A 26,763-nucleotide genomic window follows, 5' to 3' on the forward strand; every position below is an offset into this window, starting at 1 on the left:
TCAGAGCTCTTTCGGTTCGCCGGTGCCCATGTACTTGGACAACTGGTAGTGGAGGTTCACGGTGCTGCGCTCGCGGTACGGGTTGGGTTTGGTGCCCGGGAAGCCCAGCGACTTCATGCCCTGTTGCACGGCGGCCATGTTCGAAAAATCCTGGGGCAGCACCGACAGCCAGTTCGGGCTGTCCTTGGGCGTGTACTCCCAATGTGTCTGCGGCTCTTGGCCCTTCGGGAACAGCTCCAGGGTCGCCACTTCGAAGATGCACTTGTTGGGGTCGTAGCTCGGGTGGGGCCTGGCGCTGTAGCACAACGCGGTCGTCAGGCCCTGGCCGATCTGGAAGTTCGGGAAGACCTGCCACGCCGTACCGGCCTGCCCGAGGATGTCGGGCGGAATGGTCGGCCAGACGACGCCGCGAGCCTCGTCGTCACGGCGTGCCGAGGCCAGCCAGTGCTCGAGAACCTTGTCGGGGGGCGTGCCCTCGGGCAGTTCGTCGACCAGCCGCTTGGCCGCGTTCACCAGCGTCTCGGTGGTCGTCGCGTTGGTCTGCTCCCACGTGTACATCTGCATCTCCGCGGTGGAGACGCGCGGGTCGTCGCCGGTGCCGAGCCGGATCTTGGACTTGGTGGCCTCCATGTCCTTGGGCGCGTCGTACCCGATGTTGCTGTGCCTGCCCTGCGCCTTGGCCCACCCCTTGAACTCACCGAACTTGTTGAATTCCGGATGCGTGGTGAACACGTGGTAGGTCTCGTTGAAAGCCTCCAGCGCGACCTTCCAGTTGCAGTCGAAATACAGCCATTTGCGCCACTTGTAGCGCATGTTCTCCAGCCCGAACGGGTCGAGGATCTTGGCGGCCGGGAACAGGTAGTCGGCGAGGGGTTCGCAGTCGGGATCCATGTTGATGAACAGCCAGCCGCCCCAGGTGTCGACCCGGACCGGAACGAGGTGGGTGTTCTCCGGAGTGAGCGCGCCCTTCCAGTCGTCCTGTTCGCGGATGTGGGTGCACGCCCCGTCGAGACCGTATGTCCAGCCGTGGAATCCGCAGACGAACGATTTGCGGGCGCGGCCGACGGCGTTCTTCTCCCCGTCGGGAGTGTCGACGAGGCGCCGGCCGCGGTGCATGCACACGTTGTGGTGCGCCCGAAACTCGTTTGCCCCCGTGCGCACCACGATAATCGAGTCGTCGAGGACGTCGTAGGTCAGGTAACTGCCGACCTCGGGCAGTTCCTCGACGCGACCGACCTGCTGCCACACCTTGCGCCACAGCTTGTCCCGCTCGGCGCGCGCGTACTCCTCCGAGACGTACGCCTCGACGGGGATCGTCAACGGCTCCGAAAGCTCCTCCGGCACTTCTACTTCACGGTCCTGCGTATCGGTCATCTCAAACTCCTTAGAACCGACTGATCTCTGCGCGGAAGGTTTCGTCTTTCAAGAACAGCGACGTGTTGTCGGCACCCAGGTGCGTCCACTTCAGGTTGAGCCCACCGTCGACGAGAATCGTCTGCCCGGTGATGTAGCTCGACAGGTCCGAGAGCAGAAACAGGATGGCCCCCGCCTGTTCTTCGGGCCGACCGCGCCTGCCCATCGCGATCGCGCGCCGATCCCGGTCGGGGTCGACGTCGACGTAGGTGCGCGATGCGGCGGTCTCGGTCACCCCCGGGGCCACCGCGTTGACACGGATGTCGTCGTGCGCCAACTCCGCGGCCATGGTGCGCGTCATCGCGACCACCGCCGCCTTCGCCGTGCCGTAGGCGATGTGGAACGGCGCGGTGTTCATCCCGCTGATCGACGACACCGAGACGACCGAACCCTTCAGGCCACGGTCGCGTAGTTCTGCGCATACCGCCTGGCTCATGAAGAACGCGGTTTCCAGGTTCGCGGTGAACAACGCCCGCCAATCCTCGCGCGTCACCCGGGTCGACGGCATCCATGTCGACGGCGCCGCGCCGCCCGCGATGTTCACCAGTCCGTAGAGATCGCCATCAGTGCGACGGACCCGCTCCATCACGGTGGCGATGCCCTCGTCGGTGGAGGCGTCGGCCGATACGGCAATGACCGGCAGGCCCTGGTCGGCGAGGGGCCCGATGTGTTCGTCGAGGTTCTCTTTCGACCGGCTGACGGCCACCACCGTGGCACCGGCCTCGGCGGCCATCCGGGTCACGGTGGTGCCGATTCCGCCGCCGCCCGCACCCGAGACCACGACGATCCGGCCGTCCAGCCTCAAGAGGTCGTCCATGCTATTTGTCCGGACAACGAGTGTTGCTCTCCATGTTGCAGAACACTATTCCCCAGCGTGAATCGACCCGTCAAGGCCGGGATGACTTCTTTCCGAGCCTATTGTCTGGACTAAGCGGGCTTGCTAACGTGCCAGGTCATGACGCAATCGGCGACGGGGTCCCTGCAGCAGTCTCGCTATCCGGGCGGAAATCCGACCGCCGCGGCCGGATGGCGAGTCGAGCGGATCACCGAGCCGAGCCGGCTGTTCGGTGCGAACGGTCTGCGCACCGGTCCGGACGGCCGCGTCTACGTCGCCCAGGTGACAGGCAGCCAGATCAGCGCGCTGGACCTGGGTACCGGAAAGCTCGAGACCATCAGCGCCAAGGGCGGCGACATCGTCGCCCCCGATGACGTCGCCTTCGACGGTGACGGCAACCTGTTCGCGACCGAGGTGATGGACGGACGGGTCAGCGTGCGTGACGCTGCGGGCCGCACGCGGGTGCTGCGCGACGACCTGCCATGCGCGAACGGCATCACCGTGCATCAGGATCGCTTGTTCGTCAACGAGTGCCGCGACGGTGGGCGGCTGATGGAATTGGACCGCGGCACGGGTGCCGAGCGGATCCTGTTGGAGGATCTGCCCTCACCGAACGCCATGGAGGTGGGTCCGGACGGCCTGCTCTATTACCCGTTGATGACGGCCAACGAGATCTGGCGCATCGACCCCAATGGCGGTGAGCCGCAACGGGTGGCCGCCGACCTCGGCGTCCCCGATGCGGTGAAGTTCGATTCGCAGGGCTATCTGGTCTCCACACAGGTGGCCAGTGGCCAGGTGCTGCGCATCGATCCCCGAAGCGGGGAGAAAATCCTTCTGGCCCAGCTGAACCCGGGGATCGACAACCTGACGTTCGTCGGGGACCGGCTGTTCGTCTCGAACTTCACCGGGGAGATCACCGAGATCGTCGGTGTGGGTCAGACCCGCACATTGCTCGGCGGCGGGTTGAACTGGCCGCTGGATCTCGCCTTCGGTGAGGACGGTCGGCTATACGTCGCCGACGGCACCTACTTCTACACCGTCGCCGATGACGGCTCGCTGCAGACGGTCGGCATGCTGTTCTCCCCGGGCTACCCCGGCTTCCTCCGCGGGGTGGCACCCGTCGGAGACAACGCATTCGTGGTGTCCACGTCGGGTGGTCAGATCGGTCGGTACCGCCCCGCCGATGGCTTGACCGACTATCTCGCTGACGGTTTCGACCAGCTCTACGGGGTCGCGGTCGGCCCGAATGAGCGGATCGTGTTCACCGAGCTCGGCACCGGACGTGTGCACGCGCTGGGGTCGGGCGGTCCCGAGGTGCTGGCGACGGATCTGCGGGATCCGGTCGGGGTGGTCTTCGACGCCGACGGTCGCCCGCTGGTCGCCGAATCCGGCGCGGGACGGGTGGTCGCCGTCGGCGGCGCGACGGAAACGGTGGTCGACGGTCTGCAGCGACCGCAGGGCATCGCGGTCGCCGACGGGGTGCTCTACATCGTCGACGCCGGCGCCAAGGAGGTCGTCGCGGTGAACCTGGCCACCGACGCGCGCACCACGATCGCGTCGGACCTGCCTGTGGGTCCGCCTCCGGGTGTGCAGCCCAAGCCGCTCAAGGGCATGCCGCCGTTCTCCGGACCGCAGGGGCCGTTCGCGGGTATCGCCGTCGGCCCCGACGGCACACTGTATGTGTCGGCCGACGGCGAGGGCAGCGTGCTCGCGCTGCGGCGCACATGACCGTCAGCCCCACCGACCATCGCTACCTGCAGGTGGCGCGGACCCTGCGCAAGGAGATCGTCGACGGGATCTATCCCGTCGGCTCGCAGCTTCCCACCGAACAACAACTGTGCGAACGCTTTGCGGTCAGCCGCTACACCGTCCGCGAGGCGCTGCGCCGGCTGCGGGAGGACAACCTGATCGCGTCGCGGCCACGCGCCGGAACGCTCGTGGTTCCCCGACCCGCCTCCAATTCCTATGCCCAGGACGTGGTTTCGATCGACGACCTGCTGGCGTTCGCGGCGGGAGCCCAGCTCACGATCGAGTCCAACGCGATGGTCACCGTCGACGACGACCTGGCCGACCACACCGGGTTGAAGGCCGGTACGCAGTGGCTCGCGGTCCGCGGGTGCCGGCAGGCCGAGGGCAGCGACACCCCGGTCTGCACCACCGAGTACTACATCAATCGGGCCTTCGCCGCGGTCGGGCGTCTGCTGCAACGCCATTCGGGACCCATCTTCCCGCTGATCGAAGACCTGTTCGGGGTCAGCATCGTCGAGGTGCATCAGGAGATGGCGGCCATCACCGTCTCGCCCGAGCTCGCCAACGCGCTCAAGGTCGATGCCGGCAGCGCCGCCCTGGAGATGCGCCGCGCCTACACGACCTCCGACGGCGAGGTCGCGCAGGTGACCATCAACACCCATCCCTCGTCGCGGTACCGGCACTCGATGACGATGCGCCGGATCAAGGGTTAGGCCGTGCGGGTCGACGAGAAGCGCAGCGCCGACGCCTACCGGCGCGGGCTGTGGGTGCACGACACGCTGGCCGACGCACTGCGCGACGCGGCGGCCTCGACGCCCGAACGAACCGTGTTGGTGGACGGCGACATCCGACTCACCTGCCGCGAACTGCACGACCGGGCAGTGGCACTGGCACACGCGTTGATGTCGCGGATGCCCGCCGGCAGCGTGGTGTCGTTCATGTTGCCGAACTGGCACGAGGCCGCCGTCGTCTACCACGGGGCGACGCTTGCCGGCATGGTGGTCAACCCGATCCTGCCCTCGCTGCGCGATCGCGAACTGGCGTTCATTCTGCTCGACGCCGACGTCCGCGCGGTCTTCGTGCCGTCCGACTTCAACAAACACGACTACGTCGCAATGCTCGACCGCGTGACCGGCGCGATGTCCGCCCCGCCCGAAGTCGTCGTCGTACGGGGGGACGCGGGCGATCACACACCGTTCGAATCACTCCTGGGCGGCGGGGGCACGGGCGTGCTGCCGGTGTTGAACGCGGACACGGTGCGCATGATCCTCTACACGTCGGGGACCACCGGCCGGCCGAAAGGCGTGTTGCACACGCACAACTCGGTGCACGCGCTGATTCGCCAGATCGGCCGGCATTGGCGCGTGGCGCCCGGAGACACGTTCCTGGTGCCGTCCCCGATCGCGCACATCGGCGGGTCGATCTACGCGTTCGAATGCCCCCTGCTGCTGGGCAGTACGGCCGTGCTGATGCAACGGTGGGATCCCGACGCCGCGGTGGTGTTGATGCTCGACGAGCGGGTCACGCACATGGCGGGGGCCACGCCGTTCCTCGACGGATTGCTCGGTGCGGCCGAGCGGGCCGGGACGCGGCTACCCGAACTAAAGGTCTTCATCTGCGGGGGCGCGTCGGTGCCGCCGTCGCTGGTCCGAAGCGCCACCGCATATTTCGACAACGCGGCGGTGTCGCGCGTCTACGGTTCGACCGAGGTTCCGGTGACCACGGTCGGCTCGTTGGACGACGCCGACCACGCCGCCGACACCGACGGCAGACCGGGGATCGCCGACGTCAAACTCGTCGACGGCGAGATCCGCGCCCGCGGGCCGCAGATGCTCGTCGGCTACCTGCACCCAGAAGACGAGACCACCGCCTTCGACGACGAAGGCTACTTCCGCACCGGCGACCTCGGCCGGTGGGTCGACGACGGCTTCCTCGTCGTGACCGGTCGCGCCAAGGACATCATCATCCGCAACGGGGAGAACATCTCGCCCAAGGAGATCGAGGACATCCTGATCGGACATCCTGGCATAGCGGAGATCGCGATCGTCGGTGTGCCGGATGAGCGCACCGGTGAGCGCGCGTGCGCCGTCGTGGTGGCCAGTGACCAGCCACCGCCGGATGTCACGGCCATGCGGACCATGCTCGAGGAACACGGGGTCGCGCGGTTCAAGGCACCCGAGCAGGTGGCGGTGTGGGAGTCGTTGCCCAAGAACGACGCCGGAAAAGTGTTGAAGCATCGGATACGAGCGGCGCTGATATGACCGCGGACGCGAGGAGCAAGAATGGTTCAGGTAGCGATCGTGACCGGGGCGAGCAGCGGCATCGGCTTCGGTTGTGCGACCAAACTGGCCGAGGCGGGCATGGCGGTGCTGGGCACCGGCCGCGACGAGACGAGGCTCGCCGGGTTGACGAAGGCCGTCGGTGACCCCGACCGCGTCGCGACGGTTGCGGTCGACCTCACCGCCGACGACGCTCCGCAGCGGATCGTGCAGGCCGCGCTTGACCGTTGGGGTCGCATCGACTTCCTGGTCAACAACGCCGGCGTCGGCAGTCCCAAGCCGTTGCACGAGACCGACGACGAATCCCTGGACTACTTCCTGGGATTGATGCTGCGGGCACCGTTCCGGCTGGCCCGCGACGTGATCACGCACATGGAGGCCGGCTCGGGGATCGTCAACGTGACGTCGACCTTCGCCGTCGTCGGTGGCCTGCGCGGTGGCGCGTACTCCGCGGCCAAGGGCGGGTTGACCTCGCTGACTCAGCACATCGCATGCCAGTACGGCCCGCAGGGAATCCGCTGTAACGCAGTGGCTCCCGGGGTGACGCTGACGCCGATGGTGGCGACGCGTCTTGAAGATGAGCGGTTCCGCAAGATCAACACCGAGATGACCCCGTACCCACGGTTGGGCGAGGTGAACGACATCGCCAGCACGGTGGCCTTCCTGTGTTCGGAGGGTGCGAGTTTCATCAACGGGCAGACGATCGTCGTCGACGGGGGTTGGAGTTCGACGAAGTACCTGTCGGACTTCGCGCTGAACGCCGAATGGGTGGCCCGGCAGTGAACCTGTTCGCCCTTCTCGATCAGGCCGCGAGCCGCTTCGGTGACGGTGGCGCGGTGTATCACGGTGAGCGGCAACACCAAACGTGGGCGCAGCTGCGGGACCGATCCCTGCGGTTGGCCGCCTCGCTCGGCGCGCCGGGCACCCGGATCGCGGTCGCCAGCGAGAATTGTCCGGAGATCATCGAGCTGATGTTCGGGGTGTGGGCCGCCGAATGTGTGTATGTGCCCATCAACTACAAGCTGCACCCGCGCGAGATGGTGCAGATCCTCGAGGATTCCGGCGCCGCGCACGTGTTCGCCTCGCCGAAGATCGCGTCAGCGCTCGAATCGGAGACGGGGGTCCCGATAACGGTCGTGGGCACCGACGGCTACGAAACCTGGTTCAGCGCAAAGCCTTCGGAACCGCCGACCACCGATCCGCAGGCTTTGGCCTGGCTGTTCTACACCAGCGGAACGACCGGCAAGTCCAAGGGCGCGATGCTGTCACACCGCAACCTGATGGCGATGACGGTGTCGCACCTGGCCGACTTCGACTGTCCCGACGAGAACTGCGCGCTGGTGCACGGCGCGCCGATGTCGCACGGTTCGGGGCTCTACATCCCGCCATACGTGCTGCGCGCGGCGCGCCAGGTGATCCCCGAGTCGGGGGCGTTCGAGCCGAACGAGTTCCTCGACCTGTGCGAGCACCATCCCGGGTGCAGCGCGTTCCTCGCGCCCACCATGGTGCAACGCCTGGTGCAGACCGGTCGCGCCCGTCCGCACAACCTGCGGACCATCGTCTACGGCGGCGGCCCGATGTACGTCGAGAGCCTGAAGAAGGCGATGGCCGCGTTCGGTCCGGTCTTCGTGCAGCTGTACGGCCAGGGGGAAGCGCCGATGACCATCACGGGGTTGCGCCGAGCCGATCACGTCGGCGCCGACGACGCCGTTCTCGGATCCGTCGGCTATGCGCGCTCCGGGGTGGACGTGGCGGTGCGTAGGGCCGACGGAACACCCGCCGATGTCGGCGAGATCGGCGAGATCGTCTGCCGCGGTGACGTCGTGATGTCGGGCTACTGGCAGAACCCCGAGGCCACCGCCGCGACGCTGCAGGACGGCTGGTTGCACACCGGCGACATGGGCTCGTTCGACGACCGCGGCCTGCTCACGCTGCGCGACCGGTCCAAGGACGTCGTGATCAGCGGCGGCAGCAACATCTATCCCCGCGAGGTCGAGGAAGTGCTCCTCGAACATCCGGGTGTCGTCGAGGCCGGCGTGGTCGGCGCACCGGACGAGGAGTGGGGCGAGGTGGTGGTCGCGTTCATCGTCGGGTCGGCGTCGGCCGACGAGTTGGATGCACACCTGCTCGACCGCATCGCCCGGTTCAAGCGCCCGAAACGCTACGAGTTCATCGACGAACTGCCCAAGAACAGCTACGGCAAGGTGCTCAAGCGGGAGTTGCGCGACCGGGTGCGATCGGTGCCGCGGTAGCACCCGTGTCCGTCATCACAGATGATCTTGGTTTGGAGCCGATTCCGTCGGGGTATCAAGCGGGCTGCTCTACCGAAGGATGACGATGACCGACCACATGCCGACCGCCGACGGGTCGCCCACCTCAGATGGGCTGGCCACGCTGGCGCTGCTTCTGCATGCGATGGCGTTGTTCGCCTCGACCGCCTGCCTTGCCGCGTTCCTCATCGGGCATTCGACCGTCGCCCTGACGGCCGGAGTTCTCGCGGTGCTGCACCTCGTCGGCGCCAGAGCCACCGTCTTCCTCGACAGCAGCCTCGAGAAGCGCCGCCTCGGCCGAGAGGCATCGGCCCGGCCGTTTGGCGAGTACGCCCTAGCCGCCGGCTCGCCCTGACGCGAAGAACCGACCCGCCTACTGGGCCGGCGCGAACACCGACTTGAACCGGTTCAGCGACTCCTGGATATCGCTTCTGAGGGCTCCGGCGACCACCATGCCGATGGGACCGAACAGCGCGGGACCGCCGAGATGCACGTCGAACGTGACCGTCGATCCGGTGGGCTCCTTCTGGGCCGGTCGCACCTTGCCGATCAGCTTGACCTTCACGCCGCCCTTACCGTCGCCGTTGAGCGTCATCGCCTCCGGCGGACGGTAGTGCACGATGGTCCACTTGATCCGGTTCGGCATGCCCTTGACTTCGACGATCGACTCCAGCGTCGTGCCCTTCTCGAGCGTTTCGGGCAGCTTGGTGCGCCACACCCGGTGGATGCTCAGCCACTCTTTATAGCGCGCGAGGTCGGATGCGCACGACCAGGCCTGCTCCGGCGGCAGGGGGACGTCGACGGATACGGAGAGCTTGGCCATGGCTCAGGGCTGCGGTGGCTGCTGCTGCGGCGGAGCCTGCGGCGGTTGCTGCTGCGGCGGAGCCTGCGCAGACGGGTTGTCCTTGTTCACGTAGTTGCGCGCCGCGTCCTGGACCTTGTCGACGTGCTGAGCGTATTTGCCCTGCGTCTTGCGGTCGACGATGTCACCGGCCTTGTCGATCGCGGTGTCCACCTTGTCGGCGTTGCGGGCCAGCAGATTCTTCACCTTGTCGAGAAATGCCATGCACTAGAGGCTACTCGGCACGCCACAGCCGACGTCGCTCTCCCAATACCGCGCCCTGCACCCACCAGATCACCTCGATCGCGGCGGCGGCGAGAACGCCGATGGCAAAAGCGATCGACGTCGTCTTGACGTTGGAGATGTCGAGCATGAACAGCTCCTGCGCCAGCGGTATGGAGAAGATCACGACGTAGGCCAGCCCGGAGACCGCGACCAAGGCGACCCGCCACCACTCGTACGGCCGGGCCACCACCGCCAGCACCCAGATCGCCCCGACCAGCAGGGTGATCAGCGCCGCGGTCGACGCCTGGGTCTGCTCGACGGCCGTGGCGTCGCGACCCTGGTACGCGGCCAGATACGAGACGAACGTCGCGACGCCGATGACCAGCCCCGACGGCAGGGCCGCCGTCATCACGCGTTTCACGAATCCGGGGTGCGCGCGCTCCTTGTTCGGCGCCAGCGACAGGATGAACGCCGGGATGCCGATCGTGAACCACGCCGCGATCGTGACGTGTATCGGCTGGAACGGGAACAGCAGCGGGTCGGTGCCGAAGAACTTCGACGCCAGGCCGGCCAGGCCGACGAACGTCGCCAGCAGCACCGAGTACACGGTCTTGGTCAAGAACAGGTTCGAGACGCGTTCGATGTTGCCGATCACCCGCCGTCCCTCACCGACGACATACGGCAGCGTCGCGAACTTGTTGTCCAGCAACACGATCTGGGCCACGGCGCGCGATGCCGAGCTGCCCGACCCCATCGCGACACCGATGTCGGCGTCCTTGAGCGCGAGTACGTCGTTGACCCCGTCACCGGTCATGGCGACCGTGTGCCCGCGGGACTGCAGGGCGTGCACCATCGCGCGCTTCTGGTCGGGGCGGACCCGGCCGAAGGTGGTGTGCGACTCCAGCGCATCGGCCAGCTCGTCGGTGACCTCCGGCAGATTCCTGGCATCCATACACTCGCCGTGCAGGCCCAGCGAGCCCGCGACCGCCCCCACGGACACCGCGTTGTCCCCGGAGATGACCTTGATCGAGACCTTCTGGGAGGCAAAGTAATCGAGGGTGTCGCGAGCGTCGGGCCGCACGCGTTGCTCGAGGACGACCAGCGCGGCGGGGGTCACGGTCCCGGGAGCGTCGGGGTGGTCGACGGGCAGGTCGCTGGCTCCGAGCAGCAGGACCCGCAGCCCGGAAGAGCCGATCCGTTCGGCCTGTTCGGCGATCGGGGAGCCCGGTGCGCACAGCACGTCGGGGGCGCCGATCACCCAGTTGCCGTGCTCGCCGTAGGACGCACCGCTCCACTTGGTGGCGGACTTGAACGGCGCGGTGGCCGTCGCGGTCCAGCCGGGGGGCATCTTGTAGGCCTCCGCGATGGCCTGCATGCTCGCGTTCGGGCGGGCGTCGTCGGCGGCGAGCTGCGCCAGGATGTTTCCGACGTTCCCCAGCTCGCACGTGAGCCCAGCCTCGTCGAGCCGCTCGAGATCCGAGACGCGCATACCGTTCTCGGTCAGTGTGCCGGTCTTGTCGGCGCAGACGACGTCGACGCGGGCCAGACCTTCGATCGCGGGCAGCTCGTTGACCAGACACTGCCTACGGCCCAGCCGGATCACGCCGACCGCAAACGCGATCGACGTCATCAGGACCAGGCCTTCGGGCACCATCGGCACCAGCGCACCCACCATCGCCAACACTGAGCGCTTCCAACCGGATTCGGTGGTGAACAGCTGGGTGTAGATGGTCAGCAGCCCGGCGGGGATCAACAGGTACGTGATGAACTGCAGGATCTTGTTGATGCCGCTGCGCAGTTCGGAGTTCACCAGGGTGAACTTGCTGGCCTCCTCTGCAAGCTTGGCCGCGTACGCTTCCCGGCCGACCTTGGTGGCGCGGTAGGCTCCACTGCCCGCGACGACGAAGCTGCCCGACATGACTTGGTCGCCAACATCTTTCGCGATCGGATCGGCTTCCCCGGTGAGCAGTGACTCGTCGACCTCGAGGTTGGTGTCCTCGACCACCTCACCGTCGACCACGATCTGATCGCCGGGCCCGAGTTCGATGATGTCGTCGAGGACGATCTCGCTGGGACTGAGCTGCTGGGTAGCGGAGCCCGCACCGGTCTGCCTGCGCACCAACGGTTTCGTCTGACCGACGATCGCGAGCTTGTCCAGCGTCCGCTTGGCGCGCAGTTCCTGGATGATGCCGATGCCGCTGTTGGCGATGATCAGCAATCCGAAGGCGCCGTTGATGATCGAGCCGGTGGACAGCACGATGATCAGCAGCACGCCGAGGATGGCGTTGATGCGGGTGAACACGTTGGACCGCACGATGTCGGATACGCTGCGCGCCGCCCGTGTCGGGACGTCGTTGGTCTTGCCGTCGGCGATGCGTTGGGCGACCTCGGCTTCGGTCAGCCCGGCGGCCTGGATTTCGGGTGCGGCGGTCACTTGACGAACGTGCCCTTCTTGAACGTGTCGTAGTACTCCAGTATGAGCTTGTCACGGTCGACCCCATCGAACACCGCGGTGGAAACCGTTCCCGGCGGTGCGTTTTCGGTGACGAAGGAGAACGTGAAGGTGTTGCCGTCCCAGTGCTCGAGCGGCACGTCGAGCTTCGAGCCGAGCGCCAGCCGCAGCTCGCCGTTGCGTTCGGTGACCCGGGCGGGCCCCCAGTAGTCGTTGCGGTAGGTGCCGACGTACGACGCGAGTGGCGCTGCGGGTACCGGGTTGGCCGGCGGCTGCTTGCCGACCAGGGACCCGACCGGCTTCTCCATCTCGGCGAACGCCCCGCTGTAGAGGCCGTACCAGTCCTCGCGCACCTCGCCGAACTGCACCAGGTCGGCGAATTGCGCGGCCAGCGATTCGGGCACACCCGAAGGGGTGGCGTTGGTGAGCGCGACGATCGCGACGTCGGCCGACGGCAGGATCAGGAAGGTCGTGCCGGCGCCCAGCTCGAAGGCGCCCGAATGGCTCAGCTCCATGCGCGCCGCCGAGGTCGAGCTGACGTTGAAGCCGAAGCCGTAGAAGCCCGACCTGGCCGCGGGCTCGGTGGCGGGGCTCGACACGATCTGCGGGGTGAGCGCGGGCAGCAGGGCCTTCGGGGCGACGATCTGTCTGCCGTCATGGCTGCCGTTGGCGAGCACCATGGCCAGCCATCGGGTCATGTCGTTGACCGACGAACTCGCACCGCCCGCCGGGGCTTCCGGGTCGGCGTCACGGACGAACGCCGGTTCGTAGCGCTCGTCCATGTGGATGTGGCCGACCGCGCGGTTGGGTCGGGCCCGATAGTCGGTGAACCGGTAGCTGGTCTGCCCCATGCCGAGCGGACGGAACAGCACCTCGTCGGCCAACACCTCCCACGGCTTGCCCGCACCGACCGCGACCGCCTCGGCGCCGGCCGTATACCCGAAGTTGGTGTAGGCGTAGGAGATCCGGAACGGGTCCAGCGGAAGCTGGCGCAACCGTTCCAACACCTGCCTGCGGTCGTAGCCAAGATCTTCGAGCATGTCGCCGGCGTGGTCGGGCAGCCCGGACCGGTGCGACATCATGTCCCCGACGGTCACCATCGAGGTGACCACCGGATTGGACAGCGCGAACCACGGCAGCTCGGACACGATCGGGGTGTCCCAGCTGACGGCGCCCACACCGACCTGGCGGGCAACCACGGTCGCCGCCAGCGACTTCGACACCGACGCGAGCTGGAACACCGTGTCGGGGTCGACCCGGTTCTCGTCCCCGTCCGGCTTGGTGGCGTCCTTGACTCCGAACCCCTTGGCATACACGGTCTTTCCGCCGTGGACGACGGCGACCGCCATACCGGGGAGTCCGGACTTCCGCATCAGGTCCTCGGCCATGCCGTCGAGTTCGGCCACCGCGTTGTCCACCGCGTTCTCCGGAAGGGGCATCGCGGGCACCAGCGGCGGGGGTACGTCGGGCTGCGCACCCGGGGAGGCCGGCGGGGACGACGGAGCGGGTTCGGGGCGATCGGCACCGCAGCCCGCGACGAGCAGCACCCCGACGACGGCCACCCTGGCCAGTGCTTTCATGAGCTGAACGGTAACCCGGCCAGCGCGCTGTTGTGGTGCTCGAACCGCAAGTGCGTCTGCAAAAGTGTGCGCGGGCAGGCGGGGCTAGAACCGCCACCACGGGTCGAGCGCCGGCGCCGCGTCCAACCGGACCCGTTGCCCGGGCTTGGGCACCGCGATCTGCACCTTCTCCGCGTCGGCCGCCCGCAGTAGCCGCTCGACCGGTTCGGCCCACGGGTGTGGCGCGAGCCGGAAGGTGGCCCAGTGGATCGGCACCAGCAGCCCGCGGTCGGCGTCGGCGACGTCCAGGTGCGCCTTGACCGCCTCTTCGGGGTTCATGTGGATGTCCGGCCACGCCGGGTGGTAGGCGCCGACGGGCAGCAGCGTCATGTCGAACGGCCCGTGGTCCATGCCGATCTGGGCGAAGCTCTTGGTGTATCCGGTGTCGCCGCCGAAGAAGGCGCGGTGCCGGGGGCCGATGATCACCCAGGATGCCCACAGCGTGGTGTTGCGGGTGAACTGGCGACCGGAGAAGTGCCGCGCCGGGGTGCACACCAGGGTGAGCTCGCCGATGGTGTGGCTCTCGTTCCAGTCGAGTTCGACGATCCGGCTCTCCGGTATCCCCCATTTGCGCAGGTGCGCCCCGATGCCGAGCGGAACGACGAACGGTGCCCGCTGGGTGCGGACAAGTCCGGTGATCGTGTCCATGTCGAGATGGTCGTAGTGGTCGTGGCTGACGATGATCGCGTCGACGGCGGCCAGTGCCTCGAGCGGAGCGGGCACCTCGTGCATCCGCTCCGGACCGACGGTCTGAGACGGCGAGCACCGGCGGCTCCACACGGGGTCGGCCAGCACGCGGTAGCCGTCGAGCTCGACGAGCGCCGACGAGTGGCCGAACCAGCAGGCCGACACCTGCGTCGAGTCGAGCTCGGTCGGTGACGGGGTGACGACCGGAATCGGGCCGTCGGGTTTGGCGACGCCGCGCGATCCGATCAGCTCGCGCACCAGCAGTCGCTGCTGTTCGGCGTCGATGCTCATCATCGACGCCGGTTCGAGGTTGACGAACACACCGTCGCGGTAATTCGGGGAGTGCCGTGCGACGCGTTCGATCTCGGTGGGCGAAGCGCCCAGCGCCGCGGGTGCGCCCTGCAATGCGCGTACCAGCCATCCGCCGGCCAGCAGTGAGGCCGTGCCGAAGCCGAGGCGCAGCGCCGACCGGATCATCAGGCCCCCTTGAACCTCGGGGGTCGCTTCTCGATGCGGGCAACCTGAGCCTCGATGATGTCCTGGCTCGCCCACGCCCGGTCGAACAGATCCTTGTGCGCGGGCCAGGGATCCTCGTACGCGCCGTCGTCGTTGAGCACCCGCTTGGCGTGCTGCAGGGCCAGCGGCGCGAAGCCGGCGATCTCCTGCGCCCAGGCCTGCGCGTCTTCCAGCGTGCCGATGCGGTTGGCCATCCCGGTCTGCAGCGCGGCGTCGGCGGTGAGCCGCTCGGCCGCCAGCAGCATCCCGCGGGCCCGGCCCGCCCCGACCAGCGTCGTCAGCCGCCGGATACTCCAGTTGTCCAGTGCGATGCCGTATTTCGCGACAGGGAACTGGAAGTACGCCTCGGGGGCGACGACGCGGAGGTCGCAGATCATCGACAGGATGACCCCGGCGCCGATCGCTGGTCCGTTGATGGCGCCGATGACCGGTACGGGTGCCGCGTCGATGGCCAGGTTCAGCGCCCGGGCCTTGTCGGGCAGCTCGTCGGCGACCCCCTGGCCGCCGGAGAGGTCGGCGCCGGAGCTGAAGACGTGGCCCTGGCCGGTCAGCACGATCGCGCGGACGTCCTCGGCGGTGGCCTTCTCGATCGCTTCCCGGAGCCCGTCGACGAGTTCGGCGTTCAGCGCGTTGCGGCGCTCGGCGCGCTGCATCTCCAGGGTCATCACGTGGCCGTCGCGGGTCACACCAATCATGTCGCCAGCCTATATAGGCTCGCGTGATGAGCCGGATCGGTGCCCTCGAGGTGTGCGATGCCGTGCTGGACAGCGAGTCGTTCCGCAGTTGGGACGGCCCTCCGCTCGATGTCGGGGCCGACGGCGACTATCGGCGGGCGTTGGACGCCGCGGCCGCCAAGACCGGTCTGGACGAGTCGGTGGTGACCGGAGAAGGCACCGTGTTCGGCCGCCGCGTCGCCGTGGTGCTGTGTGAGTTCGACTTCCTGGCCGGCTCCATCGGGGTGGCGGCGGCCGAGCGGATCACCGCGGCGGTGCAACGGGCGACGGCAGAACGGCTGCCGCTGCTGGCCTCGCCCAGTTCGGGCGGCACCCGGATGCAGGAGGGCACCGTCGCGTTCCTGCAGATGGTCAAGATCGCAGCGGCCGTCGAACTGCACAAGCGCGCGCATCTGCCGTATCTGGTGTACCTGCGGCATCCCACGACCGGCGGGGTGTTCGCCTCGTGGGGATCGCTGGGGCATGTGACCGGCGCCGAGCCCGGTGCGCTGATCGGCTTCCTCGGTCCGCGGGTGTACGAACACCTCTACGGCGAGCCGTTCCCCGAAGGCATCCAGACCGCCGAGAACCTGCACCGCCACGGCGTCATCGACGGCGTGGTGCCGCTCGACGCGTTGCGCGCGACGCTGAACCGGACGCTGACCGTCGTCGCCGATCCGCCGGGCCCGCCGCCGTCTGGGCCCGAACTCGGGCCGCTGCCCGACGTGCCGGCGTGGGAGTCGGTGGAGGCCTCGCGGCGGCCGGACCGCCCGGGCGTGGGATATCTGTTGCGGCACGGGACGACCGAGCGGGTGCTGTTGTCGGGCACCGGGCAGGGCGAGGCGGCGACGACGCTGTTGGCGCTGGCCCGGTTCGGCGGGCAGCCCGCGGTGGTGCTCGGACAACAACGCGTGGTCGGCGGAATGGTCGGGCCTGCGGCGCTGCGTGAGGCGCGGCGGGGTATGGCGTTGGCCGAAGGTCTGCAGCTGCCGCTGGTGCTCGTGATCGACACGGCGGGCCCGGCGTTGACCGTCGAGGCCGAGCAGGGTGGGCTGGCCGGCGAGATCGCGCGCTGCCTGGCCGAACTGGTCACCCTGGACACTCCGACGGTGTCGGTGCTGTTGGGTCAGGGCAGCGGCGGGCCGGCGCTGGCGATGGTGCCCGCCGACCGGGTGTTGGCGGCGCTGCACGGCTGGCTGGCGCCGCTTCCACCGGAGGGTGCCAGTGCGATCGTGTTCCGCGATCTGGAGCATGCCCCGGAACTGGCGGCGGCGCAGGGTATTCGGTCTGCGGACCTGTTGCGCAACGGCATCGTCGACGTGGTCGTGCCCGAAAATCCCGATGCCGCTGACGAACCGCTGCAGTTCACGCAGCGGTTGTCTGCCGTCGTCGCCAACGAACTGCATGCGCTGCGCGCCGTTCCGGGCGAGCAACGGTTGCAGGCGCGGCTGGCGCGTTACCGGGGAATCGGACTGTGAGTCAACCACCCAGCTCGGAGACCGCGGTATCGAGTTGTGCTGCCTGCTCTTCGATTTCGCGGTCGGACGGCGAGTCGCCGAGGCGCTGCACCAGGTCGTCGCGGGCCACCACCTCGAGGGCGCCGCGGTAGTCGGCCGACGCGAGCCGGCCCGCGCCGATCACCTCGACCCGGCCCTCGATGACGACCAGTACGGCATTCTTCTCTTCGGACTTCAGCAGAGCGCGTACATCCTGGGCCGAGATCATGATTGGTTCCGTCCTGTCTGTTGTTGCAGCCGGTCGATCATCTCGGAGGCCTGGGCCTTGGTCAGGTTCTCGGAGACCTGCTCCCCTGCCTCCTGGGCCAGCGTCGTCAAGTAGCTGCGCTGCGGACCGGTCATCGGCTCGTCACCGGTGACCCAGTCCGAGCGGTCCTTCTGCGGGTTCTCCTGTGGCGCGCGGCCGGCGTCCTCACTCATGGCCCTAGCTATGCCCGCTGATCGCCCGTTTATGCGACCGCCAGCGCGGCAAGCATCGCGATGCAGGTGACGAGGTCCAGCGGTAACCGAAGCCGGCTGCGCCAGACCCAGCGCAGGCCCGCGGCCTCGTCGACCTCGGCCGGGTCGCATTTCTCGAACGCCACGGCCTTCGGGATGAAGTCGACCAGCGACCACACCCGCATCGCTGCGTGGCCGGCCAGCGCCACCAGCAGCGCGGTGCGCACGTCGGGGTGAGACCACGAACCGACGAGCGCGAGGGTCAGTAGCACCTCGAATGCGGTGTGCGCCGGGATCCAGAACCGCCGGCGGGAGAGCCCACCGTTGTGCGCCTGGATGATGCCGGGACGCTTCGGCCAGGCGGGGTCGACGACGATGGTCTCGTAGAGGCCGCCGCCGAACACGACACAGGCCAGCAGCGTGGTGGCGGCGATCAGGATAAGCGTCGGGGTCCACATCACCGCCGATTATCACGGGCCGTCCACCGCCCGGCCGCGGCTGTGTACGTACAGCACGGCCGCGGCGACGGTCGCCTCGGCCATGGCGACCACGGTGGCCAGCGCCATGACGGTTGACGGCGCGGTGGTCGGCGCTGCGCCGTGGTGGTGGCCGGCCGCGGGCAGGTGCAGTGCGATCATCGCCAGGTTCATCAGCGCGACGGCTAACCACGTGCGCTGGCGTCCGTCGCGCCACAGGTCGCGCGCGCAGTACAGGCATGCCGCGACCATCGCCGCCATCAGCATCGCCGCGAACGGGGTTTCCGCGTGATCGAGCATCGTCGCGTGTAGGCAGGCCGAGCCGGCGGCGAGCACGGCGCACGCCCGCCGTCCCACTGTTGCGATCGCCGTCATACAGATATCGACTCCCGCCGACGCCGGAATTCATCCCGTGACAGGATCCGGACATGGCAGCCATCCGCCCGTTCCGCATCGCAGTTCCCGACGCAGATCTCGAAGATTTGAAGGTCCGGTTGGCGCGCACGCGATGGCCCGAGGCCGAATGCGTCGACGACTGGAGTCAGGGAATCCCGCTGGAATACACCCGCGAACTGGCCGGGTACTGGGCCGAAGAATACGACTGGCGGGCCCGCGAAGAGGCGTTGAACCGGTTCGACCACTACACCACCGAAATCGACGGCCTGGACATCCACTTCATCCATCAGCGTTCGTCGCGGCCCGACGCCTTCCCGTTGCTGATCACCCACGGCTGGCCCGGCTCGGTCGTCGAGTTCCACAAGGTGATCGAACCGCTCACCGAACGCGGCTTCGACGTGGTCTGCCCATCGCTGCCGGGTTACGGCTTCTCCGCGAAGCCCACCGCGACGGGCTGGGGCATCGAGAAGATCGCCTCGGCCTGGGACACCCTGATGGGCGCGCTGGGTTATGAGCGGTTCGGGGCGCAGGGCGGCGACTGGGGTGCCGCGGTCACCACGCAGATCGGCCGCAACGGGGGTCGTTGTACGGCCATCCACCTGAACATGCCGCTCGGCTTTCCGCCCGGCAAGCTCGAGAACCCGGCCGAGGAGGAGCAGCGGGCGCTGGAACGCGGCTCCTACTACCAGAAGTGGGACTCGGGCTATTCCAAACAACAGTCCACCCGGCCGCAGACCCTCGGCTACGGGCTCGTCGACTCCCCTGTGGGCCAGCTCGCATGGATCGTGGAGAAGTTCTGGTCGTGGATGGATTGCGACGGCCATCCGGAGAACGTGCTGACCAGAGACGAACTGCTCGACAACGTGATGTTGTACTGGCTGACCGCATCGGGCGCGTCGTCGGCCCGACTGTACTGGGAGAGCTTCAACGCGTTCGGCGGATTCGACCGAGTCGAGCTCCCGACCGGCATCGCGTCCTTCCCCAAGGAGATCCTGCAAGCCCCGCGCAGTTGGTGCGAGAACGGATACAACATCACCCACTGGACGACGATGCCGCGCGGTGGTCACTTCGCGGCGTTCGAGCAGCCCGACCTGTACGTCGACGACGTCGCGAAGTTCTTCGCTAGCGTGCAATAAATGGGGCGGACACTGCAGGCCGACTACCTCGTCGTGGGTGCGGGCGCTATGGGGCTCGCGTTCACCGACACGCTGGTCCAGGAATCGGATGCAACGGTCGTGGTCGTCGACCGCAACGACCAGCCCGGCGGGCACTGGACGACGGCGTACCCGTTCGTGCGGCTACACCAACCGTCGGCCTACTACGGGGTGAACTCCCGTGGGCTGGGCAGTGACACCGTCGACCAATTCGGGCTCAACGCAGGCTATTACGAGTTGGCCAGTGGCGCCGAGGTGTGCGCGTACTTCGACGCGGTGATGACCCAGCACCTGCTGCCGACCGGCCGGGTGACGTACCTGCCGATGAGCGAGTACCTCGGCGACGGACGGGTGCGCACCTTCGGCGGCGAGGACATCGAGGTGACCGCACGGCGGGTGGTCACCACGCGGGTGGAGGTTGTCGTCCCGTCGATGCGGCGCCCGACCTACACTGTCGCCGACGGCGTCCATGTCGTGCCGCCCAACAGCCTGCCGCGCCTGCCCGATCCGCGTGACCGCTATGTCATTGTGGGAGCGGGGAAGACGGCGATGGACTCATGCCTGTGGCTCCTGCGTCACGGCGTCGCACCGGAGCGAATCACGTGGATCAAGCCCCGCGAGTCATGGGTGCTGGACCGAGCGGCCATCCAGCCCGGACGACAGTTCGCGAAGCACACGATCGGCGACTTCGCCAACCAGTTGGCCGCGGTGCGCGAGGCGGAGTCGCTTCCTGACCTGTTCACCCGGCTCGAGGACAAGGGCTGCCTGCAACGCATCGACCGGTCCGTCGAACCGACCATGTACCGGTGCGCGATCCTGTCGCAGGCCGAGCTGTCCGAACTGCGCCGCATCACCGACGTCGTGCGGATGGGCCACGTCCAGGCGATCGAGCCGGGCCGGATCACGTTGGACGCCGGCGTCCGCGACATCGACGGATCGGTGCTCTACATCGACTGCAGCGCAGACGGTTTGGGTAAGGAACCGGTGACGACGATCTTCGACGGCGACCACATCGCGCTGCAAACGGTGCGCACCTGTCAGCCTGCGTTCAGCGCGGCCGTCATCGCTCACGTCGAAACGGCGTACCCCGACGACGACGCCCGCAATGCATTGTGCCGGCCGGTGCCCTACCCACATGTACCGACCGACTGGCTACGAATGATGTTGATCTTCAACCAGAATCAACTGCAGTGGTTCTCCGACCCGGACATGATGGCGTGGGTCGACGCCGCGCGCCTCAACGCGTTGCACCATGTGACCGCCAACGTCAGCGAGCGTGCGCGCGACCGGATCATCTCGATGCTCACGTCGGAACTGCCGGCGGTCAACGAGAAGCTCCAAGAGCTGTTGGCGCAGGCCTGACTCCGACGAAACTGAACTTGTGCGCGAAGTTTCGCGCCGGCCTCGCGGATATCTTCAGTTTCGGCGGCGGGTCTCAGGCCAGCGACTCGACCCACGCGCGGTGTAGTGCGGCATAGTGGCCGTCGCTGCGGGCGATCAGATCCGTTGGCGCACCGTCCTCCACGATGCGCCCGTGCTCGAGCACCAGCACCCGGTCGGCGACCTGCACGGTCGACAAGCGGTGCGCGATGACCAAGGCGGTCCGGTCGGCGAGCACAGTCTCGAGCGCTCGCTGCACCATGCGCTCGCTGGGGATGTCCAACGATGAAGTGGCCTCGTCGAGGATCAGCACTGCCGGGTCGGCGAGGAACGCCCGCGCGAACGCGACGAGTTGCCGCTGACCCGCCGAGAGCCGACCCCCACGCTTGGCGACGTCGGTGTCGTAACCGTCGGGCAGTGCCGCGATGAAACGGTCGGCGCCGACGGCCTCGGCCGCCGCGGCGACCTCGGCGTCGGTCGCGTTGGGTCGGCCGAACCGGATGTTGTCGGCGATGGTTCCGTCGAACATGAAGTTCTCCTGGGTGACCATCACGACATGGCGGCGCAGGTCGCTCTGCGAAAGGTCGCGCACGTCAACGCCGTCGAGTGTCACCGATCCGGATGTCGGGTCGTAGAACCGCGCGATCAGCTTGGCGATCGTGGTCTTGCCCGCGCCGGTGGTGCCGACCAGCGCGACGGTCTGGCCGGCCGGCACTTCGAGCGTCAGCCCCGGCAGGACGGCGCGGTTGGCGACGTACTCGAATTGGACGTCGCGGAAGGCGATTTCGCCGCGCACATCGGTCAGCGCGACGGGGCGCTCCGGGTCCTTGATGCCCGGCCGCTGGGCGAGCACGCCCGCGAGTTTCTCGAGTGCCGAGGCCGCCGATTGGAACGTGTTGAAGAACTGCGAGATCTCCTGCATCGGCTCGAAGAACATGCGCAAATAGAGCAGGAAGGCCGTCAGCGTGCCGATCGTCATCTCACCGTTGAGAACTCGGTAGCCGCCGTAGAGCAACACCACACCGGTGGTGAGGTTGCCGACGAGCTTGACACCGGGCATAAAGATCGCGAGCAGTTGGAAGGTGCGCTCGTTGTCGACCTTGTAGCGGTCGGCGATGTCTTCGAAAATCTGCTGGTTGCGCGGTTCCCGGCGATAGGCCTGCACGGCCTTGATACCCGTCATCGTCTCGACGAACTGCACGATCACCAGGGCCGCGCTCTCGCGCACGCGGCGATATGTTCTCGCGGACTCGTTCCGGAACCACCACACGAGCCCGATCAACAGCGGGAAGGCGCCCAGGCACATCAACCCGAGCCGCCAGTCGAGTACGACGAGCAGGATGGCGGTCCCGAACAGTGTGAGCACCGCGGTGACCAGGCTGTCGAAGCCGGTCTCGAGCATGTCCTGGATGGCTTCGACGTCGTTGGTGGACCGGCTCACCACCCTGCCCGAGGTGTACCGGTCGTGGAAGGCGATGTCCAGGCGCTGGAAGTGCCGAAACACCCGGCGGCGCAACTCCAGAAGCACCTTCTGGCCGATGCGCCCGGAGCGGCGGAGGAAGAACATCCTGCTGGCGGCCTGGACCGCGACGACGAGGGCGAGGGTGCCGACGATCATCAGCAGTGTGTGGGCCGGGCCGCCGTCGACGATCGGCGGGATGCCCCGGTCGATGCCGCGCTGCACGAGGATCGGAACCGACAGGCGTGCCGCGTTTTCCACGACCACGACGAGGGCGAGCAGCGCAACGGCGTAGCGGTAGGGCCTCAGCAGGTCACCGAGAAGTGAACGGGCCTCCCGGCGGCGGTCGAGGGTCTCGTCGATCGGGAGGTCGTCGTGTTGTTCTTCGAACTTGCCGCGCCATTCTGGTGTCGCGGTATCCGGGGTGTCGGTGGCGGTCATCGGCGTTCGGCCTCCGAGGCGGCGAAGCGTCGCTGCGCAGGGTCGCGGTGCACCGCCTCCTGCTCCTCCACGACGTGGTCGAGGCGGCTGCGGTCCCGATCGTCCTCCCACGCGCACGCGCGCTCGGCGCCGTCGTCGAGTTCGTCATCGGCGGCCAGCAGGTATCGGTACTGCGGCACCCGCGCCAGCAGTTCGGCATGGGTGCCGACGTGGGTGATGGTGCCCTCCTCCAGCAGGGCCACCTTGTCGGCGAGCAGGACGGTCGACGCTCGGTGCGCCACAACGATTCCCGTGACGGAGTGCAGCACGCGACGCAACGCCTCCTCGACCACCGCTTCGGTGTGCACGTCGAGCGCGGACAACGTGTCGTCGAGCACGAGAATTTTGGGCGCCGCCAGGATCGCCCGCGCCAGCGACAGCCGCTGCCGTTGCCCGCCGGACAGGCTCATTCCCTGTTCGCCGATGCGGGTATCCAGGCCGAACGGCAGCTCGTAGACGAAGTCCGCGGCCGCGACGTCGATCGCTTCGGCCAGGTCCTCGTCGGACGCGTCCGGCCTGCCGAGCTTGAGGTTCTCGGCGACCGACATAGAGAACAGCGTCGGGTCCTCGAAGGCGGTGGCCACGGTTTCGCGCAGCGCCGACAGGGTGAGGTCGCGGATGTCACCGCCGTCGATGCGGATGGATCCCTCGGTGACGTCGTACAGCCGAGACAGCAGTGCGGCCAGCACCGACTTCCCCGACCCCGTCGACCCGACGAGCGCGAGCGTCTCCCCCGGCTCGACGGTGACCGTGACATGGCGCAGCGCAAAATCGTCCGAGTCCGGGAATCGGAATCCGACGTCGTCCAGTTCGAGGCGCCCGCCGCTGGGCGGTTGGTCGACGGGACCGTCGACGATATCGATTGGCGTATCGAAGATCTCGGTGATCCGGTTCGCGGCGGTGAACGACTCCTGCGTCATCGACAACAGAAAGCCCAGAGAGGCGATCGGCCAGACCAGGGACAGCATCATCGTGATGAACGCGACCAGGGTGCCCAGGGTGACGTGACCTTCGCCGGCGGCGTAGGCGCCGAAACCGAGCACCACGATCAAGGTCAGGTTCGGGATGACTTCGAGCAGCGTCCAGAACTTCGCCGAGACCGACACCCGATCGATCTGCGTGTCGTAGAGATCGGTGAGCTGTTCGTCGAACCGGTCATAGACGTAGTCCTCGCGCCCGAAGGACTTGACCACCCGCAGCCCGAGCGCGGACTCCTCGACGTGGGTGGCGACGTGGCCCGCCTGATCCTGAGCCAGCCGCGACAAGCGGGTGTACTCCTGCTGGAAATGCAGGACGGTCAGTGTGATCGGCACTATCGACACCAGCACGACCACGCCCAGCGGCCAGTACATCGCGAGCAGGATGGCCGTCACGACGGTGATCTGCAGTCCGTTGAGCAAGAGGAAGAGCAATCCGAAGGACATGAAGCGACGAATCGTGCTGAGGTCGTTCATGATTCGCGAGAGCAGCTGGCCGGACTGCCACCGTCCGTGAAAGCTCATCGGCAGCACCTGCAGCCGGGCGTAGAGGTCCTTGCGGATGTCGGCTTCGACGCCCATGGTCGCGCGCGCCGCCAGCCAACGGCGGATGAACCACAGCACCGCCTCGGTGATGCCGACGCCCATCGCGGCGGTGCCGAGCAGCCACAGTCCCTGCTGGTCCTGGTGGCGCACCGGACCGTCGATGACGGCCTTGGTCATCAGTGGGATCGACACGGTGGCGGCGAGGCTGGCGATCGCGACGGTGACCATCGCGATCCAGCGCGCCCGGTACGGCATCAGGTACGGCAGCATCCGCCACAGGTCCGAGCTCGCGCGTCGGCGTTGCGGTGGCGGGGCGATGGCCGGCGCTGAGCGCAGGGCCTGGATTTCGGGGGCGACCACTTAGGCCATCTTCCCATGCGGGGCAAACGGATAACGGCCGATCACGCGGCTGCCGTTTCCTGGGCTCCGAACTGGGTTTCGTACAACTCGGCGTAGCGGCCCCGGTTGGCGAGCAGTTCGAAGTGCGTGCCCCGCTCGACGATGCGGCCGTCCTCGACGACCAGGATGAGATCGGCGGCACGGACGGTGGACAACCGGTGCGCGATCACGATGGACGTCCGGCCGGCGAGGGCCTCGGTGAGCGCCTGCTGAACGGCAGCCTCCGATTCGGAGTCCAGCGAGGCGGTGGCCTCGTCGAGCACGACGACCCGCGATCGGCCCAGCAGCAGGCGCGCGATCGTCAACCGCTGGCGCTGCCCGCCGGACAGGCGATATCCCCGCTCGCCGACCACGGTGTCGAGACCGTCGGGCATCTCGGCGACCACGTCGGCCAGCCGGGCACGGTCGAGTGCCTCCCACAGTTCGTCATCGGTGGCGTCGGACGCCGCCAGCGTGAGGTTGGCCCGGATCGACTCGTGGAACAGGTGCCCGTCCTGGGTGACCACGCCGACCGTCTCCTTGAGCGACGCGAAAGACACGTCGCGGATGTCGACGCCGTTGAGCGTCACCGTACCGGAGTCGACGTCGTAGAGCCGGGCGAGAAGCGAGGCGATCGTCGACTTGCCTGCTCCGGACGAGCCCACCAGCGCCACCATCTGGCCCGGCCGCGCCGTGAACGAGATGCCGTGCAGCACTTCATCTCCGCCGCGGATGTCGAGCTCGGCGACCTCCTCCAGCGAGGCCAGCGACACCTTGTCCGCCGAAGGGTAGGAGAAGCGCACGTTGTCGAACTGCACCGCCACCGGGCCGGCGGGCACGGGGACGGCATCCGCCTTCTCGGCGATGAGCGGTTCGAGGTCGAGCACCTCGAAGACCCGCTCGAAGGACACCAGGGCGCTGGCGATCTCGACGTGCGCGTTGGCCAGTGCGGTCAGCGGAGCATAGAGCCGCGTCAGCAACAGTGCCAGCGACACGATCGCGCCGGCCTGCAGGTGGCCGCCGATCGCGAGGGCACCGCCGAGCCCGTAGACCAGCGCGAGCGCAAGGGCGGACATGAACGTCAACGAGTTCATGAAGACCGACTGCAGCATCGCGGTTTTCACGCCGATGTCGCGGACGCGGCCCGCGCGCACGGCGAACTCGCGAGATTCTGTCGCGGGATTGCCGAACAGCTTGACCAGCGTCGCGCCGGGCGCCGAGAACCGTTCGGTCATCTGGGTGTTCATGGTCGCGTTGTGGGCGGCGGCCTCGCGCGACAGCCGGGCCATGGTGCGGCCGATCCGGCGAGCCGGAACGATGAACAGCGGTACGACCACCAGCGAGAGCAGGGTGACCTGCCAGGAGATCGACAGCATCACAACCAACGTCAGCGTGAGCGTCACGAGGTTGGACACCACACCCGACAGCGTGTCGGAGAAGGCCCGCTGCGCGCCCATGACGTCGTTGCCGAGCCGGCTGACCAGTGCGCCGGTTCGGGTGCGCGTGAAGAAGGCGACCGGCATCCGTTGCACGTGGTCGAACACCGCGGTGCGCAGGTCGAGAATCAGACCTTCGCCGATCGTCGACGAGAGCCACCTCGTCACGAGGGAGGCGCCGGTCTCGGCGATGGCCACCGCCGCGATGATGACCGCCAGGACGAGCACCGTGCGGGCTGAACCCGCTGTGATGGCGTCGACGACCTTGCCCGCCAGCACGGGGGTGGCGACGCCGAGGAGTGCCGCGACGACGCTGACGGCGACGAACGCGCGCAGCCGAGGATGGTGGCGCCCGGCGAAGCGCCAGATGCGACGCAGTAACGCCGCGTTCAGCAGCGACCGCAGGTCACCGCCGCGGGCATGCGACTGCCGGTAGAGCGCCTGCCGCGCGACCGTTTCCATGCTCATGAAATCACCGTAAAACCTCAACAATAGATGAGGTCAACGGCTTCCCGCTGCCGCTGACC

The 26,763-nt window shown here is 67.8% G+C and carries 24 protein-coding genes; 9 read left to right on the top strand and 15 right to left on the bottom strand.

Features of this window, described 5'->3' with window-relative positions:
* Together AU072_RS02205 and AU072_RS02210 are read right to left on the bottom strand one after the other, a co-directional pair.
* Positions 1-1,374: an aromatic ring-hydroxylating oxygenase subunit alpha gene (locus AU072_RS02205; RefSeq protein ID WP_064412196.1), complete on the bottom strand. Its 1,374-nt coding sequence runs from the start codon at positions 1,372-1,374 to the stop codon at positions 1-3.
* 10 nt (positions 1,375-1,384) lie between these two features.
* Positions 1,385-2,230 (bottom strand): SDR family NAD(P)-dependent oxidoreductase, encoded by an 846-nt coding sequence (locus AU072_RS02210; RefSeq protein ID WP_064412197.1) that lies wholly within the window; start codon positions 2,228-2,230, stop codon positions 1,385-1,387.
* Positions 2,231-2,368: 138 nt separating this feature from the next.
* Here AU072_RS02210 and AU072_RS02215 point away from each other — a divergent pair, with 138 nt between their 5' ends.
* The 6 genes from AU072_RS02215 to AU072_RS02240 all read left to right on the top strand — a co-directional run bounded on the left by AU072_RS02215 (position 2,369) and on the right by AU072_RS02240 (position 8,901).
* The gene (locus AU072_RS02215) at positions 2,369-3,976 is read left to right on the top strand and encodes an SMP-30/gluconolactonase/LRE family protein (RefSeq protein WP_064412198.1); all 1,608 of its coding nucleotides are present in this window, start codon (positions 2,369-2,371) and stop codon (positions 3,974-3,976) included.
* A complete protein-coding gene (locus AU072_RS02220) occupies positions 3,973-4,710 on the top strand; it encodes a GntR family transcriptional regulator (protein WP_064412199.1) in 738 nt (245 codons plus the stop codon). Before AU072_RS02215 ends, AU072_RS02220 begins: the two co-directional genes overlap by 4 nt.
* Before the next feature lie 3 nt (positions 4,711-4,713).
* Positions 4,714-6,258 (top strand): AMP-binding protein, encoded by a 1,545-nt coding sequence (locus AU072_RS02225; protein WP_064412200.1) that lies wholly within the window; start codon positions 4,714-4,716, stop codon positions 6,256-6,258.
* 21 nt (positions 6,259-6,279) lie between these two features.
* A complete protein-coding gene (locus tag AU072_RS02230; protein WP_064412201.1) occupies positions 6,280-7,059 on the top strand; it encodes an SDR family NAD(P)-dependent oxidoreductase in 780 nt (259 codons plus the stop codon).
* Positions 7,056-8,528, top strand: a complete 1,473-nt coding sequence (locus AU072_RS02235) for an acyl-CoA synthetase (protein WP_064412342.1) — start codon at positions 7,056-7,058, stop codon at positions 8,526-8,528. The genes AU072_RS02230 and AU072_RS02235 overlap by 4 nt, the downstream gene beginning before the upstream one ends.
* Before the next feature lie 85 nt (positions 8,529-8,613).
* Positions 8,614-8,901, top strand: coding sequence for a hypothetical protein (locus AU072_RS02240; RefSeq protein WP_133147258.1), 288 nt, complete (start codon positions 8,614-8,616; stop codon positions 8,899-8,901).
* A gap of 18 nt (positions 8,902-8,919) precedes the next feature.
* Here the strand turns inward: AU072_RS02240 and AU072_RS02245 are convergent, their stop codons facing one another.
* From AU072_RS02245 to AU072_RS02270, 6 genes are all read right to left on the bottom strand, one after another.
* Positions 8,920-9,369, bottom strand: coding sequence for a type II toxin-antitoxin system Rv0910 family toxin (locus AU072_RS02245; RefSeq protein WP_064412203.1), 450 nt, complete (start codon positions 9,367-9,369; stop codon positions 8,920-8,922).
* A gap of 3 nt (positions 9,370-9,372) precedes the next feature.
* A complete protein-coding gene (locus AU072_RS02250; protein ID WP_064412204.1) occupies positions 9,373-9,612 on the bottom strand; it encodes an antitoxin in 240 nt (79 codons plus the stop codon).
* Positions 9,613-9,622: 10 nt separating this feature from the next.
* The gene (locus tag AU072_RS02255; protein ID WP_064412205.1) at positions 9,623-12,046 is read right to left on the bottom strand and encodes a cation-translocating P-type ATPase; all 2,424 of its coding nucleotides are present in this window, start codon (positions 12,044-12,046) and stop codon (positions 9,623-9,625) included.
* Positions 12,043-13,644, bottom strand: coding sequence for a serine hydrolase (locus tag AU072_RS02260; RefSeq protein WP_064412206.1), 1,602 nt, complete (start codon positions 13,642-13,644; stop codon positions 12,043-12,045). Before AU072_RS02260 ends, AU072_RS02255 begins: the two co-directional genes overlap by 4 nt.
* Before the next feature lie 84 nt (positions 13,645-13,728).
* Positions 13,729-14,847: an MBL fold metallo-hydrolase gene (locus AU072_RS02265; protein WP_064412207.1), complete on the bottom strand. Its 1,119-nt coding sequence runs from the start codon at positions 14,845-14,847 to the stop codon at positions 13,729-13,731.
* On the bottom strand, positions 14,847-15,581 hold the full coding sequence (locus AU072_RS02270; RefSeq protein WP_064412208.1) for an enoyl-CoA hydratase: 735 nt from the start codon (positions 15,579-15,581) through the stop codon (positions 14,847-14,849). Before AU072_RS02270 ends, AU072_RS02265 begins: the two co-directional genes overlap by 1 nt.
* A gap of 26 nt (positions 15,582-15,607) precedes the next feature.
* On the opposite strand from AU072_RS02270, the gene AU072_RS02275 reads away from it, so the two are divergent.
* Entirely contained in the window at positions 15,608-17,077 is a 1,470-nt protein-coding gene (locus AU072_RS02275; protein WP_064412209.1) for an acetyl-coenzyme A carboxylase carboxyl transferase subunits beta/alpha, read from the top strand.
* Between the two features lies 1 nt (position 17,078).
* Here AU072_RS02275 and AU072_RS02280 read toward each other — a convergent pair whose 3' ends face one another.
* From AU072_RS02280 to AU072_RS02295, 4 genes are read right to left on the bottom strand one after another with little or no spacing between them, the layout of a single operon-like run.
* A complete protein-coding gene (locus AU072_RS02280; RefSeq protein ID WP_064350695.1) occupies positions 17,079-17,324 on the bottom strand; it encodes a hypothetical protein in 246 nt (81 codons plus the stop codon).
* Entirely contained in the window at positions 17,321-17,536 is a 216-nt protein-coding gene (locus tag AU072_RS02285; RefSeq protein WP_064412210.1) for a DUF3072 domain-containing protein, read from the bottom strand. The genes AU072_RS02280 and AU072_RS02285 overlap by 4 nt, the downstream gene beginning before the upstream one ends.
* 29 nt (positions 17,537-17,565) lie before the next feature.
* Positions 17,566-18,012 (bottom strand): hypothetical protein, encoded by a 447-nt coding sequence (locus tag AU072_RS02290; RefSeq protein ID WP_064412211.1) that lies wholly within the window; start codon positions 18,010-18,012, stop codon positions 17,566-17,568.
* Positions 18,013-18,024: 12 nt separating this feature from the next.
* Positions 18,025-18,405, bottom strand: a complete 381-nt coding sequence (locus AU072_RS02295) for a hypothetical protein (RefSeq protein WP_064412212.1) — start codon at positions 18,403-18,405, stop codon at positions 18,025-18,027.
* 53 nt (positions 18,406-18,458) lie between these two features.
* Here AU072_RS02295 and AU072_RS02300 point away from each other — a divergent pair, with 53 nt between their 5' ends.
* Together AU072_RS02300 and AU072_RS02305 are read left to right on the top strand one after the other, a co-directional pair.
* Positions 18,459-19,562 carry an epoxide hydrolase family protein gene (locus AU072_RS02300; protein WP_064412213.1) on the top strand — a complete coding sequence of 368 codons (1,104 nt, stop codon included), beginning with the start codon at positions 18,459-18,461 and terminating at the stop codon, positions 19,560-19,562.
* The gene (locus tag AU072_RS02305; protein ID WP_064412214.1) at positions 19,563-20,942 is read left to right on the top strand and encodes an NAD(P)-binding protein; all 1,380 of its coding nucleotides are present in this window, start codon (positions 19,563-19,565) and stop codon (positions 20,940-20,942) included.
* A gap of 73 nt (positions 20,943-21,015) precedes the next feature.
* On the opposite strand, the gene AU072_RS02310 is transcribed toward AU072_RS02305, so the two are convergent.
* Genes AU072_RS02310 through AU072_RS02320 form a run of 3 tightly spaced genes read right to left on the bottom strand, consistent with a single transcriptional unit; the run spans position 21,016 to position 26,704 of the window.
* Positions 21,016-22,860, bottom strand: a complete 1,845-nt coding sequence (locus AU072_RS02310) for an ABC transporter ATP-binding protein (RefSeq protein ID WP_064412215.1) — start codon at positions 22,858-22,860, stop codon at positions 21,016-21,018.
* The gene (locus tag AU072_RS02315; RefSeq protein ID WP_064412216.1) at positions 22,857-24,782 is read right to left on the bottom strand and encodes an ABC transporter ATP-binding protein; all 1,926 of its coding nucleotides are present in this window, start codon (positions 24,780-24,782) and stop codon (positions 22,857-22,859) included. The genes AU072_RS02310 and AU072_RS02315 overlap by 4 nt, the downstream gene beginning before the upstream one ends.
* 41 nt (positions 24,783-24,823) lie before the next feature.
* A complete protein-coding gene (locus AU072_RS02320; RefSeq protein WP_064412217.1) occupies positions 24,824-26,704 on the bottom strand; it encodes an ABC transporter ATP-binding protein in 1,881 nt (626 codons plus the stop codon).
* Positions 26,705-26,763 lie beyond the last annotated feature (59 nt).

This window comes from Mycolicibacterium novocastrense (assembly GCF_001499835.1).
Classification (GTDB): Bacteria; Actinomycetota; Actinomycetes; order Mycobacteriales; family Mycobacteriaceae; genus Mycobacterium; species Mycobacterium novocastrense.